At 57.2% G+C, this 14,580-nt stretch carries 15 protein-coding genes; 6 read left to right on the plus strand and 9 right to left on the minus strand.

The genetic code is table 11. From position 1 onward, the window contains the following. Positions 1-17 precede the first annotated feature (17 nt). The 3 genes from V8J84_RS02180 to V8J84_RS02190 all read right to left on the minus strand — a co-directional run bounded on the left by V8J84_RS02180 (position 18) and on the right by V8J84_RS02190 (position 5,000). Positions 18-3,104 carry an SMC family ATPase gene (locus V8J84_RS02180; RefSeq protein WP_339927959.1) on the minus strand — a complete coding sequence of 1,029 codons (3,087 nt, stop codon included), beginning with the start codon at positions 3,102-3,104 and terminating at the stop codon, positions 18-20. Then, on the minus strand, positions 3,101-4,246 hold the full coding sequence (locus tag V8J84_RS02185) for an exonuclease SbcCD subunit D (RefSeq protein ID WP_339927960.1): 1,146 nt from the start codon (positions 4,244-4,246) through the stop codon (positions 3,101-3,103). Before V8J84_RS02185 ends, V8J84_RS02180 begins: the two co-directional genes overlap by 4 nt. A gap of 79 nt (positions 4,247-4,325) precedes the next feature. Further along, complete coding sequence (locus V8J84_RS02190; RefSeq protein ID WP_339927961.1) at positions 4,326-5,000, minus strand: Crp/Fnr family transcriptional regulator; 675 nt, start codon at positions 4,998-5,000, stop codon at positions 4,326-4,328. 265 nt (positions 5,001-5,265) lie between these two features. Here V8J84_RS02190 and V8J84_RS02195 point away from each other — a divergent pair, with 265 nt between their 5' ends. Further along, the gene (locus V8J84_RS02195; protein WP_339927962.1) at positions 5,266-5,508 is read left to right on the plus strand and encodes a hypothetical protein; all 243 of its coding nucleotides are present in this window, start codon (positions 5,266-5,268) and stop codon (positions 5,506-5,508) included. On the opposite strand, the gene V8J84_RS02200 is transcribed toward V8J84_RS02195, so the two are convergent. Continuing rightward, positions 5,459-5,836, minus strand: coding sequence for a hypothetical protein (locus tag V8J84_RS02200; RefSeq protein WP_339927963.1), 378 nt, complete (start codon positions 5,834-5,836; stop codon positions 5,459-5,461). The genes V8J84_RS02195 and V8J84_RS02200 overlap by 50 nt on opposite strands. 2 nt (positions 5,837-5,838) lie before the next feature. Further along, entirely contained in the window at positions 5,839-6,174 is a 336-nt protein-coding gene (locus tag V8J84_RS02205; protein ID WP_339927964.1) for a DUF883 family protein, read from the minus strand. Between the two features lie 167 nt (positions 6,175-6,341). Here V8J84_RS02205 and V8J84_RS02210 point away from each other — a divergent pair, with 167 nt between their 5' ends. Both V8J84_RS02210 and V8J84_RS02215 read left to right on the plus strand, forming a co-directional pair. Further along, positions 6,342-6,503 (plus strand): DUF1328 domain-containing protein, encoded by a 162-nt coding sequence (locus V8J84_RS02210; RefSeq protein ID WP_339927965.1) that lies wholly within the window; start codon positions 6,342-6,344, stop codon positions 6,501-6,503. Positions 6,504-6,521: 18 nt separating this feature from the next. Continuing rightward, a complete protein-coding gene (locus tag V8J84_RS02215; RefSeq protein WP_339927966.1) occupies positions 6,522-7,016 on the plus strand; it encodes a Dps family protein in 495 nt (164 codons plus the stop codon). A gap of 73 nt (positions 7,017-7,089) precedes the next feature. On the opposite strand, the gene V8J84_RS02220 is transcribed toward V8J84_RS02215, so the two are convergent. Then, complete coding sequence (locus tag V8J84_RS02220; RefSeq protein ID WP_339927967.1) at positions 7,090-7,899, minus strand: response regulator; 810 nt, start codon at positions 7,897-7,899, stop codon at positions 7,090-7,092. Between the two features lie 266 nt (positions 7,900-8,165). On the opposite strand from V8J84_RS02220, the gene V8J84_RS02225 reads away from it, so the two are divergent. Further along, the gene (locus tag V8J84_RS02225) at positions 8,166-8,720 is read left to right on the plus strand and encodes an RNA polymerase sigma factor (RefSeq protein ID WP_339927968.1); all 555 of its coding nucleotides are present in this window, start codon (positions 8,166-8,168) and stop codon (positions 8,718-8,720) included. Further along, entirely contained in the window at positions 8,720-10,423 is a 1,704-nt protein-coding gene (locus tag V8J84_RS02230) for a sensor histidine kinase (protein ID WP_339927969.1), read from the plus strand. The genes V8J84_RS02225 and V8J84_RS02230 overlap by 1 nt, the downstream gene beginning before the upstream one ends. Here the strand turns inward: V8J84_RS02230 and V8J84_RS02235 are convergent. Beyond that, positions 10,420-11,475, minus strand: coding sequence for an AI-2E family transporter (locus V8J84_RS02235; protein WP_339927970.1), 1,056 nt, complete (start codon positions 11,473-11,475; stop codon positions 10,420-10,422). The genes V8J84_RS02230 and V8J84_RS02235 overlap by 4 nt on opposite strands. Before the next feature lie 108 nt (positions 11,476-11,583). On the opposite strand from V8J84_RS02235, the gene V8J84_RS02240 reads away from it, so the two are divergent. Next, on the plus strand, positions 11,584-11,781 hold the full coding sequence (locus V8J84_RS02240; RefSeq protein ID WP_339927971.1) for a hypothetical protein: 198 nt from the start codon (positions 11,584-11,586) through the stop codon (positions 11,779-11,781). Positions 11,782-11,854: 73 nt separating this feature from the next. Here the strand turns inward: V8J84_RS02240 and V8J84_RS02245 are convergent, their stop codons facing one another. Then, on the minus strand, positions 11,855-13,321 hold the full coding sequence (locus V8J84_RS02245; protein WP_339927972.1) for a UdgX family uracil-DNA binding protein: 1,467 nt from the start codon (positions 13,319-13,321) through the stop codon (positions 11,855-11,857). Further along, positions 13,318-14,553, minus strand: coding sequence for a putative DNA modification/repair radical SAM protein (locus V8J84_RS02250; RefSeq protein WP_339927973.1), 1,236 nt, complete (start codon positions 14,551-14,553; stop codon positions 13,318-13,320). Before V8J84_RS02250 ends, V8J84_RS02245 begins: the two co-directional genes overlap by 4 nt. Between the last annotated feature and the right edge of the window lie 27 nt (positions 14,554-14,580).

Consider the following 14,580-nt stretch of genomic DNA (forward strand, 5'->3'; position numbering starts at 1 on the left):
ATGTGCCCCCGCTCTACTTAACTGACATCGTTTTCGTCACGCACCCTGATATGGCTGCCGCGCGGTGTCTTTTCGATCTGGAAACCGTTGGGGATCGCCTCTTTCACCATACTGACATGCGAGATCAGCCCCACTGCACGGGCCTGTCCTGCCGTTTGCGTAAGCGTTTCCAACACCTGATCCAGCGTGCCTGACCCGTCTTCACCGTCCAGACTGCCAAAGCCTTCGTCGATGAAAATCGTGTCTAGCCGGATGCTGCCCGCATTACGCTCCACCACGTCCGACAGGCCCAACGCCAGCGCAAGCGCTGCAATAAATGTCTCACCACCCGAAATATCCGCCGTGCCACGCGGCTTGCCAGTCCACAGATCGAACACCTGTATCCCCAGCCCGCGTTTGGCCGCACCTTTCAAGTTCTCGTCCTGAATTTCCAGCCGGTAGCGACCGCTACTCATCGGGGCCAGCCGCAGGTTCGCGGCCTCAAGCACCTGTGCAAACATGGCCTGAATGGCGAAAGTCTCAAGCGTCAGCCGTGGTTCAACCTGCCCGTTGAACCGCGTCGCCAACTCACGCAAAGGCGCTGTTTCGTCTTCCAACGCGCTGATACGCGCGATCTCGTCTGCGATTGACGCCTGTAATTGCAGAAGGTGATCGCGGGCCTTACGGGCCTCGCCTTTGGTTTCGGTCGCGGCCTGAGTTGCTTGTGCCGCGGCATCCTGCGTGGCCTGCGCTGCTGTCAGATCGGGCCTTTCGTGTCCGCCAATCTTTTCATCGGCGCTGGCCTTGTTGGCTTTGGCGACGGCAATATCAGCGTGATAGGTCTCGATTACCTTTTCGAAATGCGGAATCTGATCAACCTGTTGCGCATGCTTGGCATAGCTTTCCGGCGTCAGCCCTGCCTGCGCCAATCGGTCCGCGAAATGCTGTGCGGTGGTCGCTTCTTCGGCCTCGCATTTCGCAAGTGTCGCCTGCGCGGCCTGCGCATCTTTCGCCGCAGAAATGGCGGCATCGCGGTCGGTCTGTGCGGCTGCATGTGCGTCCGATAACGCTGTTTCGCGCCTTATGATGTCATCCGTGACACCAGCAATGTCATGGGCAAGTGCGTCACCGCTCCGCAACTGTTCTGGGATTGTGGCAATCGCATCATCGTAGGATTGCTGTGCCACAGCCAGCGCAGTTATCGCCTCTTGTGCTGTCCGTGCAGCAGTTTCGATCTGCGTATCCAGATCAGCCTTTTGCACAGTGAGCGCATCAATCTGACTGCCTAGTTTCGCCGCATCCGCATCGTCCGGCAATGCAGCAAGCGCCGCATCCACATCCGTGACCGCTTGCTGGCAGCTCTCAAGATTCAGTGCCGGTGTAGTCAAGGCCTTCAACTGTGCGGCCCGATCCTGTGCCAAAGCTTGCGCGACCGAATAGTCATGTGCTGCCGATTGCATTTGCCGCGCAGCATCTTGCAGGGTGGCTTGCTTTTGCCGGAAAGCTTCGGTCAGGCCGCGTCCCTCGGCATCGCCTGTCGCAGGCTGTGGATGATCGGTTCCGCCACATACGGGGCAGGGCGCATTTGCTTGTAGCTTTTCAGCCAGATGGATCGCCTGTACCTGCGCCAGATTTGCTTCGGCCACGGCAAATTCAACCTCTGCGGATTGCAGAACAGTTCGGGCAGCGTCGTCTTTCTCGCGACTTGCGGTGACGGCCTCTTGCGCTTTTGTCGCGTTGGTCTGCGCCTTGGCATAGGCCCGCGCGTTGGTCAGCATTGCATCTGCTTGCGCCTTGCGCACCGTCAAATCGGCCCGCGTCTGCGCCGTTTCGCGCACAGCCTCGCGGCGGGCGTGTGCCGCAGCAAGATCGGTTGTCAGGGTCGCAAGCCGGTCCTTGGTCACGGTAACAGCGTGATCCGCTTGCTTTCGTGCGGTCTGCGCGTCTTGCACGGCACGAAGCTGGCCTTGCGACTTTTGAAGGGTCTGCTGGTGGCGCGTCAAATCGGCACGTTTTTGTTTCAAACCCTCAATCTGTGGCGCATCGTGCTGAAGTGCAGCCAGCCGCGCCGCTGCCTGATCCGATTGCGACTGCGCCTCTTGCGCTGTTGTTCTGGTGCGTTTTTCCTCGGCCTGTGCCTCTAGCAAGTCCTGTTTGACCCGTGCGCGCTGGGCGGCAATATCGCGCAACCCAGCGGCCTGTTGCGCATCGCGCAGGGCGGCCCTGACATTTGCGATTTCACCTTCCTGCGCAATCAACTCAACCAATCGCGCCTGTGCCCCGATTTGGGCATCAAATGCAGCATTCAAATCCGTTGCGGCCTGTAATGCCTTCGCGGTGTCGGCCTGATGCACCTGTGCCTGCGCTTCGATCTTGGTCGCGTCGTTCAGGATTGTGTCAGCGGCAGCGATTCCATCGGCCAGAGCCGTGACGCTATCAAAGCCTTCACCTTCCAGCCGTCCGATGTACTTTGTGCTTGCCTCGCGGATTACGCCATCCGCTTTGTGCGCGGCGTCTTTGAACCATTCCTCAAGCTTGCGGTAACGGGTCACGTCAAACAGCTGGCGCAAAATCGCGATCCGCTCGGATGTGCCGGACACCAGAAACTTTTCAAACTCACCTTGTGGCAACAGCACGATCTGGCGAAACTGGACAGGACCATACCCAAGCAGATCCTGCACGGCGGAATTGACGACACCGACCTTCTTTTCAGCGATCACACGCCCGCAGTTCTCAGGCGTGATATCGTCCACCGCGATATCGCTGGCATCAAAAAGCGAGGCTTCATGCCCTTGCTTTGTCTCGCCGTCACCATGAATTTTCGGGCGGGCCTGTTCTGGCGTGCGCAGGATCACGTATCGCTTGGCACCCAGTTCAAAGATGAAAAACACGCGGGTCATGGTGGCACGATGCGCGTGATCGGACCGCAACGCGCGGCTGTCCTGCCCGCGTTTCGCGCTTTCACCGAAAAGCGCAAACGTCATCGCGGTAAAAATGGACGATTTACCTGCACCTGTGGGGCCATAGATCCCGAACAATCCGGCGCTGACAGCAGGACGGAAATCAACCACTTCGGTTTTTGCAAATGGCCCGAAGGCCGTCATTTCAAGGCGCACCGGTTTCATGTGGCGTCTTCACTTGTATCGATCCGGTCAAGAGCCTGAGCAATCAACGGGCGCTCTGCCGCGCTGGCCGCTGTCTGACGGGTAAGCGACAAAAACGCGTCGATCAGCGATGTCGGATCGTCCAGAAGGGTTTGTCCAGCGTCCGCCTGCGTGGTGCCAGCCGCGCGATCCTCTTCGCGCGCATAGGTGATGATGCAGGTATTGGGAAACCGGTCCCGCAGGCGCTTCATCGGGTCTAACTGAGGGGTATCGTCGGTGAGCACGGCGTGCACATAATCGTCCGACGGAACACCCGCCAAAAGCTCTGCCAATTTACCGCGCAGTTTGCGCAATTGGCGGCGCGGGGTGATCGGAATGGGCGTGATATCCACACTGCCATCGGCGGCCAGATCAACCAAAGCCAGCGACTTTTCCGCGCCAGCCTCATCAAAGCCAAGCGCCAGCGGCGCACCGGAATAGCGTATGTGATCGCCACCTGCCTTTTGCGGGCGGTGCAGGTGACCCAGGGCGACATAGCTGGCCCCGTCAAATACATTTGCCGCCACATATTCGATCCCGCCGACACGCGTCAGCGCCTTTTCGGCGTCGCTGGTCTGTCCGCCAGCAACAAACCCGTGGGCCACGATAATCCAGCGCGCGCCGTCAGGCACCTGCGCGCGCGCCGATGCGATCTGGGCCTTCAGAACATCCTCGGGCGACGCGATTTCTGGATCGTTAAAACATTCTTTCGCGGCATGTTCATAGGCAAATGGCACCGCCGAGATGGCAACTGAACCGTGGGCATCTTGCAAGATCAGCGCCGGTTCCTGCGGCATCAGCGCGCCACGGATGAGGTCTTTTTCAGGATCGGCCATGATGGCCATCGCTTCGATCCGGTCGGCGCTGTCGTGGTTGCCTGCACTGATGACAATGGCGGCCTGCGAAACGCGCCGCGCCTGATTAAGAAAGGCGTTGAATTGCCGCTGCGCACTGGCGGGCGGCATAGGCCGGTCGAACACATCGCCCGCGATAATAAACACATCCGGCTGGTGGTCCGACAGCGCGGCGACAATCTGATCCAGCACCGCCTGATGGTCGTCAGCCAGCGAAAATCCGTGCAACTGGCGGCCAAGGTGCAGGTCAGCGGTGTGAAGAATGCGCAAGCGGACGATCCATGAAATGCGGTGAACGGATCACCATCCTTCAAGCTGCGCCTGATTTTGTAAAGGCGCGGTCCGCGACTTACATGATCGGGCGTGCGTCGACGGTCAAATCCTCGACCATGGCGATTTCGGCCAGCTTTTCCAGCGCGTTGATCCGCAGCATACCGTCAGACCAGTCGGCCAACTGCTGACTTCTGATCCGGCCAAGCGTTTTGTTCGTATGAACAAGTGAAAGACCAAGAGCGTCAGCGAGATCCTGTTGCTTGTACGGGAATTTCATTTCGTCGTTGTGGACAAGCCCAAGCGACTGGCCGCGCAAGAACGTGCGCGTCAACGCCCACGATACCGCCTGAATTGCATTGCGCTGCCCCAAGGTTGAAAGCATATCGCCCAGAAAATGTTCTTCTGCGGCGGCCAGCCATGTCAGATCATATGCCCGTTTCGGGCGCTCGCGGAACAGCGACCAGATTGCCGCGCGATCAAAAACGCACAGCGTCATATTGGTGGTCGCTTGCACCGAATGGCCCATTTCGCCCATGACACCCGCCTGAAGGCCAATGAAATCACCGGGAAAAATCAGGTTGATGACCTGGCGCGCACCGTTGGGAAGAATTTTATAACGCAGGCCCATGCCATGCAGTGCGGTGTACAGCTGGGGACTATTGGACCCCTCCATCAAAATCGGCGTGCCGGCGTTTACCACCAGTTCACCCACCTTGAATTTTTGCATGAAGGACAGGTCGTCGCTGGACATGGGAACAAACGCATCGCGGCGGCGCAGCGGGCAATTCTGGCATTTGGTCGACAAATTATTCCGTCCTTCCTATGTCAAATATTATAGCGGACCTTCTGCATCAGACGTATTCAGAGGGCGTAGCAAGGGACGCTTCGTGAAATATTTGTTTGTGATAGTTGAACCTGACCCTTTGGTCAGTTTGGACTTGGTGGATACCGTCCGTCAGGCTTTTCCTGACTGCGACCTCATTTCAGCAGGCACCATTGCAGAACTGTCACGCATTATGCCGCGCCCCGATTCAGATCACGTCTTGATCATCAACAGCCAGCTTGCCGCGGGCGATGGTGCGACGGTGCTGGAAGACATGGCAGTCTACGGATGCCGGTTCATCTTTGTGGGTGGCCACGTCGAAACGCCTTACCCCGCCGCGATTGTGCATACGCCGTTCACGACCGATATGATTGTCCGGTCGATCGCTAATGCCGTGCCTTCTCGGCCTGAGAGCCCGCCTGCAGACCATACATAAACGCCTGCATCAGCGGTGGCGCCTCTGGTGAGGTGGGCGAGTCAGGCTTCGGCGCGGAAGATGTGGCGCTGGCCTTCACGCTGGGTGACACGCTTTCAGACGTGCTGCTGTCATCGGATGACGATGCCACGCCCAACAGGATAAGACCCAGCCCGAAATAGATCGCCGAGATGACAAACGCTGTCGTTTCAAGGCCGATCATCGGAACCAATGTGATCCATCCGGCGACTGTCAGGAACGCTGCCCCAACCATGCAAAGAAGCAGGCCCCCTGTCAGGAGACCCGCTTTTTTTGCAGTACCCGCGACTTTCTTGCGAATACCAAACATGCTTATCTCCGCGAGCTCATAAAGCCGACGAGAAAGCCAAGACCTGCTGCTACGCCAAGGGCCGTTGCCGGCTGCGTGCGGATAAAGTCATCTGCCTGGTTTTTCACTTCCATTGCATGCAGTTGGGCAGTTTCGGCGCGGTCCATTGCGGCATCGCGCACGTCGTTCACTTTGCTTTTTGCAGCGTTCACAGCGTTCTCTCCGGTTGCTCGGCCCATGTCGGCGATGGTCTGGGTCAGCGACCCAAGATCGTCGCGCAGAATCTTAATCTGTTCGGCAAGATCGTCGCTGTTTGGTGCGTTCGTTTTGCCGTTCACGTTCTGTGTCGAAGAACTCATATTTGTCTCCTCCTTTAAAATGGTCTTGCCCTCCTAACGCAGCAACACCTTTTGGGTTCCCGATAGAGTTTTGGAAAAGAGTCGGAACCTAGACCGCCAAGCGCCGTTGGTTCTGCAGAAATCGCAGCACGAGACTGCACCCCAATGAGACAAAACGGAGTAAAATTATGTTAGGTTATGCACTTACATTCCTTGCTGTCGCCTTGATCGCCGCGTTGTTCGGCTTCGGCGGAATTGCATCGGCATCTGCGGGGATCGCGCAAATTCTGTTCTTCTTCTTCTTGCTGCTTTTTGTCGGCACGTTGATCGTCCGCGCCGTGCGCGGATAACCGAAAGGAGAGTTTGCAATGACACACGCACTTAATGTCGTATCAGAGCCAAAGGACATTTCCTCTGGCGTCAGAGAGCCCAAAACCATCGCGGAAGGGCTGACCAATGTTTTGGCTGATACCTACCGGTTGACGTTCAAGACACACGCCTATCACTGGAACGTGGAAGGTCCGCTGTTTTTTGCGATCCACAATCTGACGGATGAACAATACAGCAATATGTTCAAAGCTGCAGACGAGTTGGCAGAGCGTATCCGCGCCGTTGGGCAACTGGCACCGAACACCATGGCCGAGGTCATCAGCAAATCGGTGATTGAAGACAACAACCCAAATCCGGCGGCTGGTGAAATGTGCACCATTCTGGCCGATGATCATGAACGTGTGGCCCATCGCTTGCACGCGCTCATCAAGATCGCCGAAGAACACAACGATCCGGTGACCGCTGATCTGGCCACGGCCCGATCTGCATTTCACGAACAGGCAGCATGGATGCTCAAGGCGATTTCCGCCTGACCGCATCCGCTCATCGCACAAAAAAGCCCGCGCTTGTGACAAGCGCGGGCTTTTTTCGTAGAATTGGTTCGGTTTAGTTTTTCAGCGTTGCTGTGGACGCAAAGAACATCGCCTGACTGACCGCTGATTGAACCTGAGCTTCCTGGAACGGCTTTGAGATCAGGAACGCAGGCTCTGGCCGGTCGCCTGTCAGCAAACGCTCTGGGAAGGCTGTGATGAAGATCACCGGCACGTCCATCTTCTGCAAAAGTTCGTTCACCGCCTCGATACCGGAAGAGTTATCCGCAAGCTGGATATCGGCGAGGATCAGGTCGGCTGTCGCTTCATCGGCAAGTTCGATTGCTTCTTTGTGTGTGCGCGCAACGCCGGTCACTTCGTGGCCAAGGTCTGACACAATCGCGGTGAGGTCAGCTGCGATGATCGGCTCGTCCTCGATGATCATTACGCGGCCTTTGACACTTTCGGCCAGTTCGGTATTGGCGGCGGTGATCAACCGGCGCGCCTCTTCAACATCGATCTGCATGATCTTGGCAATCTGGTCGAGGCTGAACTCTTCGATGGTGCGCAGCAAAAGCGCCTCTCGGGAGTTGGCAGTCAACTTGGCAAGCAGGCCTTCGGCGCGGCCACGCAGGCTGTCGTCAGGCTCGCTGAATTGCTGGCCCGTCGTCGTCCAGATGGCGTGGAAACACTTGAACAAATTGACCTTCACCGGGTCTTCGTTATCGAAAGGTGAGCGGTCCTTCAGGAGCATCTCAAGCGTGGCGACAGTGTACTTGTCCCCGCGCGACTGTGATCCGGTCAAAGCACGTGAGTAACGCCGAAGATATGGCAGTTCGCTGGCGATCAGATCGGAAAATCCCGCCTCGGATGCACTGTTGTTCATTTGTCGACCTTTTTAAAGAATATTCACGGAACCGAACGTTATACGCTACAGTTGGTTCCCTTAGTTGGCTACCCTAGTATCAAATTAGTTAGGCATGGTTGTGTAATGACAAGCGATAAAGACCCAAAAGAGGCGCGTATAGCCGAATTTATCGACCAGAACCTCAAATCCGTCTTTTCGGAGCTTGAGTCTGACGACATGCCCAGCCAAATCGTTGATTTGCTTTCCGTTTTGCGTGCGCAAGACAAACAGGGAAAAGAAACCAAGTGAGTGATCTTGACCCAAAGGACGAGCTGATTACGCATCTGCCGGCTCTTCGCGCCTTTGCGCTAAGCCTGACGCGCAACCGCGCGACGGCGGATGATATGATGCAGGACACCGTGCTGAAAGCGTGGACCAACATGGAGAAATTCCAGCCCGGCACCAACATGCGGGCGTGGCTTTTCACCATTTTGCGCAACAATTTTTACACCAGCCGCCGCAAGCTGAACCGCGAAGTGGCTGACGTGGACAACGTATTTTCAGAAAGCTTGTCGGTCAAACCAGACCACGATGGCCGCCTGCAAATGCACGATTTCAAACGCGCCTTTGACCAGCTTCCCGATGAACATCGCGAGGCGCTGATCCTTGTAGGAGCCAACGGGTTTTCCTACGAAGATGCAGGCAAAATGTGTGGCGTGGCGACAGGCACGATTAAAAGCCGCGTGAACCGCGCACGCAATAAACTGGCCGAAATGCTCAAGCTGAACGACGACGAAGCGTTGGAATTGACTGATAGCGCGACAATGGCCGTCGTCGGAAATCGCGGTATCCCGTCTTAATGGGCCCAAAGTGGTACAACAGCCTGCGGGTTCAGGTCGTGTGTCTGTTGACGCTTGCGCTTTTGCCGCTGGGCACCATTGCGATCTATCAGACCAACCGTGTGGCAAGCGAGGCCGAGATCAAGGCAGAGCTTGCATTGCTGGCGCTGACCGAACGTGCGGCCAAGGCCGAAGAGCTGATCATCGCACGCGCCATTGGTGCGGCGCGCGGTCTTGCTGGGCTTGCGTCTGAACTTACAGCGTCCGAGGACGCCTGCGTCGACTACCTCAGCACCTACACAACCGGTGACAGCGAATATAGCTTTGTCGCGTTCCTGCCGCGGGACGGTGTCGTGACCTGCGCCTCTGACGGTAAAACCTACGATTTCAGCGGTTGGCCCAATTTCGGACCACTGATGGAAGCGGGCGAACAGACCATTGTCGTTAACACCCAAGGGCCAGCCAGTATGCAGCCCGTGTTTGTGCTGTCCGAGCCCTATAACATCGACGGGCAGTTTGCCGGTCTGGTGTCATTCTCGATCCCGCATAACACGGTGCCGCAGATCAACGGTAAATTCGCTGATCTGGGCCTAATGGAATTGGTGATCTTCTCCGACGATGGCGTCATTCTCACAGCGAAAAACGGCCTTGAGGCTGCCGCCGAAGAACTGCCTGCAAACCGTTTCCTGATTGATTTGGCCAGCGGACCTGACACATCGTTTCGTGGCCTGAACGAAAGCGGAGAGGAGCGGACCTACACTGTGGTCGCTATCAAAGGCAGCCCCGCGTCGATCCTCGCATCCTGGAGCACGGCAGGCGGCGTCGCCAGCCGCGCCACCGATATCATCAAACCGGCGGTGTTCCCGATCCTGATGTGGATTGCCAGCATGCTGGTGGCGTTGATGTCGATCTACACGTTCGTGCTACGCCATATCGCGCGGCTGCGCAAAGACATGGACAATTTCGCGACCCACCGCACGGTGTCGACCAGTAACAAACCTATTTCCATGCCCAACGAGTTTGTTTCTTTGAACGAAAATTTCGAACGCATGACCGACGATATTTTGCGTGACGAGGCGAAACTGGAAAATTCGGTGCGCGAAAAGAACGTGCTGATCAAAGAGGTGCACCACCGCACCAAAAACAATTTGCAACTGATCTCGTCGATCATGAACATGCAGATCCGCGCCGCGCAGGAGAACGAGACAAAGCAGGTTTTGGCGCGCTTGCAGGACCGTATTCTAAGCCTCGCAACTATCCACCGCGATCTGTACCAGTCGCAAAACGGCGGACGGGTTGATGTGGGCGCGTTGCTGCGGGAAATTGTCGAGAAATCGGTTGAGGTGGCAACGGAAACGGACACTGATCTTGTCGTAACGAAAGACATTGATCCGGTGCTCCTGTTCCCCGATCAGGCCGTGCCGCTGTCGCTGCTGTCCGCCGAAGGCATGACAAATGCGATGAAGTATCTGGGCCGTGACCCCGAAGGTAAACTGTGGGTCCGCGCATCGCTCAAGCGTGACGGATCAAACTGTACGCTGACGTTGGTGAACTCTATCGGTGATGCGCCAATATCGGAAAGCACCGGACTTGGCGCGCAACTGATCAACGCTTTTGTCATCCAGCTTGGCGCCAAGATCGACGTCCATCACACCGAAGAATTCTATGAAATGGTGGTGCAGTTCAAAGCAGCCGAGTTCGTTCCGGACACGCCGGACTTCTAGGCCGCTTCCCTTTCGTCCAAGACATGATCTTCGGCTGGATGGCTCAGCAGACTTTCCAGCACTGTCATCGACCAGATCAGAAGCGGGATCGCGATGATGCCGCCAATCGGCCCCCACAGCCACAGCCAGAACACGAGTGACAAGAATACCAGCAGCGGGTTCACCGACAGGCTTTTCCCGACAAGCGTCGGCGTTACAAACTGCGCCTCAACCGCGTTCATCGCCATATACATCGCGGCGGGCAGGAAGCTGGCCACACCATCAAAGACCACGATCCCGGTGATCAGCAGCATGCCGATCAGCGAAATAGGCCCAAGATACAGGATAAAGTTCAGGGCAAAGGCAAGGATGCCCCACAGCATGGGCGACGGCATTCCGATCAGCTGCATCGCGATGGCGACGCAGAAACCAAAGACAAAGTTGATGGCGCTGATGGTCAGAACATACTTGGCCACCTGCTTGGCTGCGTCACGCAACTCGTCCTCGCCAAAGCGCGAGAAGGTCTGCGTGACCCAGTCGTAAATGCTGTTGCGGGTCATGAGGAAGAAATACAGCGTGCCCGAAAAGATCAGGAATTGCGCCGCAAAATGCGGGGCAAGGAACAACGCATCTGTCAGTGAGGGCAGAACCACGGGTGCCGCACTTTCACCGTCTTCGGCTGATGCATCTGCGCCATCGTTGTCGCCGATCGCCTCTGCCACATCCTCCGAGATTTCCTCAAGTCCGCGCAGCATCCGTTTGAATTCCTCGATGGTGCCGCGCAATTCCGACCAGATGACAGGGGCCTGATTGATGGCCTGCGTCACATAGGGTTCGATCAAAAGGATCAGCACAAGGATCGTCAGGATCGCCAGCGACACCGATACGAAAGCTGCCAAAGCGGGCGGCAAACCGATCCGGTCCCAAAAATCTGATAAAGGCGTCAGAACGACGCCCAACAGCAAAGACGACACCACCGGCGCAAAGATACTTTTGGTTTGCGAAAGGATCGTAAAGACAGCGAGAACTGCCAGTACAACGAGGCAGACCGACATGATGGATTGCTTTGGCATAATGGCCTCCCCTTTTTGACAAACCGCGCACATGCAAAAAAGTTCCGCAAACACGGAACAAAAACGGCCAAATCACGTTATAAAGACAACACATCAAGGAGGGTGGACATGTCAGCACCACAAACAGACGTCGAAAAGCAAGCCAAACGCCACAAAGGTCCCTTGGCGGGGATCATGATTGGTCTGATCGTCGCGGGTCTGCTTTTTGTCGGTTACATCACTTGGCTGTCCTACAATTCGGACGAGCCTGATGCGACGACACCCGCAGAAGTTCTGAGCGACGAAGAGCCTGCGGCAGACAATTAATCTTCAATACGACAAAGGCGCGCCAAAGCTGGCGCGCCTTTGTCCGTTTAGCCTAATGAGCCCGCCCTCCGGTTTACTGGCTAACCTCCCCGACATTTGAACGCGCCGCCACCGCATCGCGGGTGTATGCAACCGCCATCGCAAGATCGGCTTGCAAGTGCGCCATCGCCGCGTCCTGTGCGCCTTGGTCTGGCGTGCGCAACACAAATGACGGGTGATAGGTAATCAACACGAGCGTTCCGTCGATCCCGCGCTCTATCCGCCCACGCCGCTGCCCAATCCCATCGCTGCGACCTGTCAGCGCCAGTGCCGCAGTGGCCCCCATTGCAATAACCAGCTTTGGTTTGATCTGTGCCAGCTCTGCGTCCAGCCACCATTTGCAGTGATCAATCTCGGACACATTGGGCCGCTGGTGGATGCGCCTGCGGCCCTTGGGTTTGAATTTAAAGTGCTTCACAGCGTTTGTGATGTAGGCCGATCGACGATCCAGTCCCACGTGCTGCGCGGCCTGATCAAATACCTGACCCGCGGGTCCAACAAACGGACGCCCCTTCAGATCCTCCTGATCGCCGGGTTGTTCGCCGACAATCATCAACGCTGCATCTGTCGGCCCCTCGCCCGGCACGGCTTGCGTTGCGGATACATGCAGCGGGCAGCGCGTGCAGCCTTTGATCGCTGCGGGCAAGGCGTCTGCGGGTCCATCCCAGACCGAGATATTTTGCGCCTGCTGCGCCTGTGCGTTGGCCGCAAAAGCAGGGGCGAGCGTCGGGGCGGCCTCTGCCATCGCGCGGGCGCGGGCAGGGGCCTCTGCGATCAGTTTGGGAATTGACGCCGCCTCTGGCATGTTCTTCCAGTATTTCTTGGGCATCTCCGACTGCATCGCCTGCACCTTCAGGCGGGCAGGGTTAAAGATGTTCTCGAAATACGTGATCCATAAATCCTCTGCCGCGTCATCCGGCAGATCGGGCGTAGGATGATCCAGTTCGAACCGCAGGTCGCCTGCCTCGCAGAACACCGACACATCAGGGGTGATGATGCGCCAGTCCATATCCCCGAACCGCTTTTGAAAAAATGTCGCTGTCGGCTCGACCGTGTGATGTGTCGGCTCGAACCACGCCGCAAAGGATCTGCGGTTGTCGGTGGGTTTGCCGATCTCTCGGAACCGTACAAAGGCCTTCATCTTGTGCTGACAGCGCCGTACGTTCTTTTCCATCGTGCGCAGTTTTGCCACCGCCGCGTCGCCGCGATCTGTCATCAACCACGGTTCTTTCTGGAGTCGCCACAGCAACGCATAAAGCCGCGCAAATCGTTCAGGATCACTATGCCAGACAACGGTGTTGGCAAGGCTGATAAAGCTGCGCGGCACTGTGATCTGACCACTGGGTGGCACAGGACGGTCATCGTCAAACAGCCCCTTGGGCGTCGTGTCATCGCCCCATGTCACCTGTTCCGGTGGCACACCTGCGATCAGCAAACCCCGCGCCGCATCGCGCCACGCGGTGTCGGCATGCAGGCGAGGGACGGTGATCGCCTGCGTCATAGCAGCGACAGTTGTTCCGGCGGCGGCGCAAACCGAGCGCGCAAATTTGCGCTGTCGGTCAAAGCGCGCGGTGTCCAACCGCCCGCTGTGATAAACGCCTGCGCCTTTTTTAACGACGCGCCCATACGCGTCAGGTCCTCATAGCGCAGGTGCCTGTGCCGTCGCGTTGTGATGATGCGCTGCACGGTTTTCACGCCAAAACCGGGGATGCGCAGCAGCATTTCCTTGGACGCGGTGTTTACATCCATCGGAAACAGCCCGCGATTTTCCAGCGCCCACGCCAGCTTAGGATCAATATGCAGATCAAGGTTCCCGTCGGGCGTCACCGATGTGATTTCATCCAGATCAAACCCGTAGAACCGCAGCAGCCAGTCCGCCTGATAAAGCCGGTGTTCGCGCTGCAACGGCGGGCTGATCAACGGCAGTTTCGCGGTCGCATCGGGAATGGGCGAGAAGGCGGAGTAATAGACGCGCTTGAGTTTATAGCCGGAATAAAGCCGCGTCGACTGCCCCAGCACAGTCGCATCATTCGATCCGTCCGCGCCGATAATCATCTGCGTGGATTGCCCCGCAGGCGCAAACTTTGGCGGGCGGCGGCCCGTGTGGGTTTTGTCCTTCGCCACTTCCTTGCGCAAACGCACATCCGCCATGGCGCGTCTGATCTGCTCAGGGCTTTTCTCGGGCGCGTATTGCGTGACGGCCGTATCGGTTGGCAGCTCCACGTTGATCGACAGACGGTCGGAGTGTAGCCCCGCCTCGGCAATCAGCTCGGGCGCTGCATCGGGGATCGTCTTCAGGTGGATATACCCGCGAAAGTTCTCTTCCACCCGCAGTTTGCGCGCGATCTGCACCATGTCCTGCATCGTCGCATCGGGCGACCGGATGATGCCCGACGACAAAAACAGCCCCTCGATGTAATTGCGGCGATAGAAATCGACGGTCAGCTTGACCACCTCATCCACCGAAAACCGCGCGCGCGGCACGTTGGACGACACACGGTTCACACAATAACTGCAATCGTAGATGCAGAAATTCGTCATCAGGATTTTCAGCAGGCTGATGCAGCGCCCGTCAGGCGCATAGGCGTGGCAAATCCCTGACCCTTCGTTCGAGCCAAGCCCTTTGCCATCCTTGGAATCCCGCTTGGTTGACCCCGAGGATGCGCAAGAGGCGTCGTATTTCGCCGCATCGGAAAGAATCGCGAGCTTATTTTGTAAAGACATCTGTGCCATGTGTTCTTCATATGTTCTCAACCTGTT

Origin of the sequence: Yoonia sp. 208BN28-4, assembly GCF_037543925.1 — a bacterium.
Taxonomy (GTDB): domain Bacteria; phylum Pseudomonadota; class Alphaproteobacteria; order Rhodobacterales; family Rhodobacteraceae; genus Yoonia.

Coding starts and splice junctions, on each gene's coding strand:
- V8J84_RS02180 (WP_339927959.1), bottom strand. CDS start 3,104: ATGAAACCGGTGCGCCTTGAAATGACGGCCTTCGGGCCATTTGCAAAA.
- V8J84_RS02190 (WP_339927961.1), bottom strand. CDS start 5,000: ATGTCCAGCGACGACCTGTCCTTCATGCAAAAATTCAAGGTGGGTGAA.
- V8J84_RS02195 (WP_339927962.1), top strand. CDS start 5,266: ATGCCGCGCCCCGATTCAGATCACGTCTTGATCATCAACAGCCAGCTT.
- V8J84_RS02200 (WP_339927963.1), bottom strand. CDS start 5,836: ATGTTTGGTATTCGCAAGAAAGTCGCGGGTACTGCAAAAAAAGCGGGT.
- V8J84_RS02205 (WP_339927964.1), bottom strand. CDS start 6,174: ATGAGTTCTTCGACACAGAACGTGAACGGCAAAACGAACGCACCAAAC.
- V8J84_RS02210 (WP_339927965.1), top strand. CDS start 6,342: ATGTTAGGTTATGCACTTACATTCCTTGCTGTCGCCTTGATCGCCGCG.
- V8J84_RS02215 (WP_339927966.1), top strand. CDS start 6,522: ATGACACACGCACTTAATGTCGTATCAGAGCCAAAGGACATTTCCTCT.
- V8J84_RS02220 (WP_339927967.1), bottom strand. CDS start 7,899: ATGAACAACAGTGCATCCGAGGCGGGATTTTCCGATCTGATCGCCAGC.
- V8J84_RS02230 (WP_339927969.1), top strand. CDS start 8,720: ATGGGCCCAAAGTGGTACAACAGCCTGCGGGTTCAGGTCGTGTGTCTG.
- V8J84_RS02235 (WP_339927970.1), bottom strand. CDS start 11,475: ATGCCAAAGCAATCCATCATGTCGGTCTGCCTCGTTGTACTGGCAGTT.
- V8J84_RS02240 (WP_339927971.1), top strand. CDS start 11,584: ATGTCAGCACCACAAACAGACGTCGAAAAGCAAGCCAAACGCCACAAA.
- V8J84_RS02245 (WP_339927972.1), bottom strand. CDS start 13,321: ATGACGCAGGCGATCACCGTCCCTCGCCTGCATGCCGACACCGCGTGG.
- V8J84_RS02250 (WP_339927973.1), bottom strand. CDS start 14,553: ATGGCACAGATGTCTTTACAAAATAAGCTCGCGATTCTTTCCGATGCG.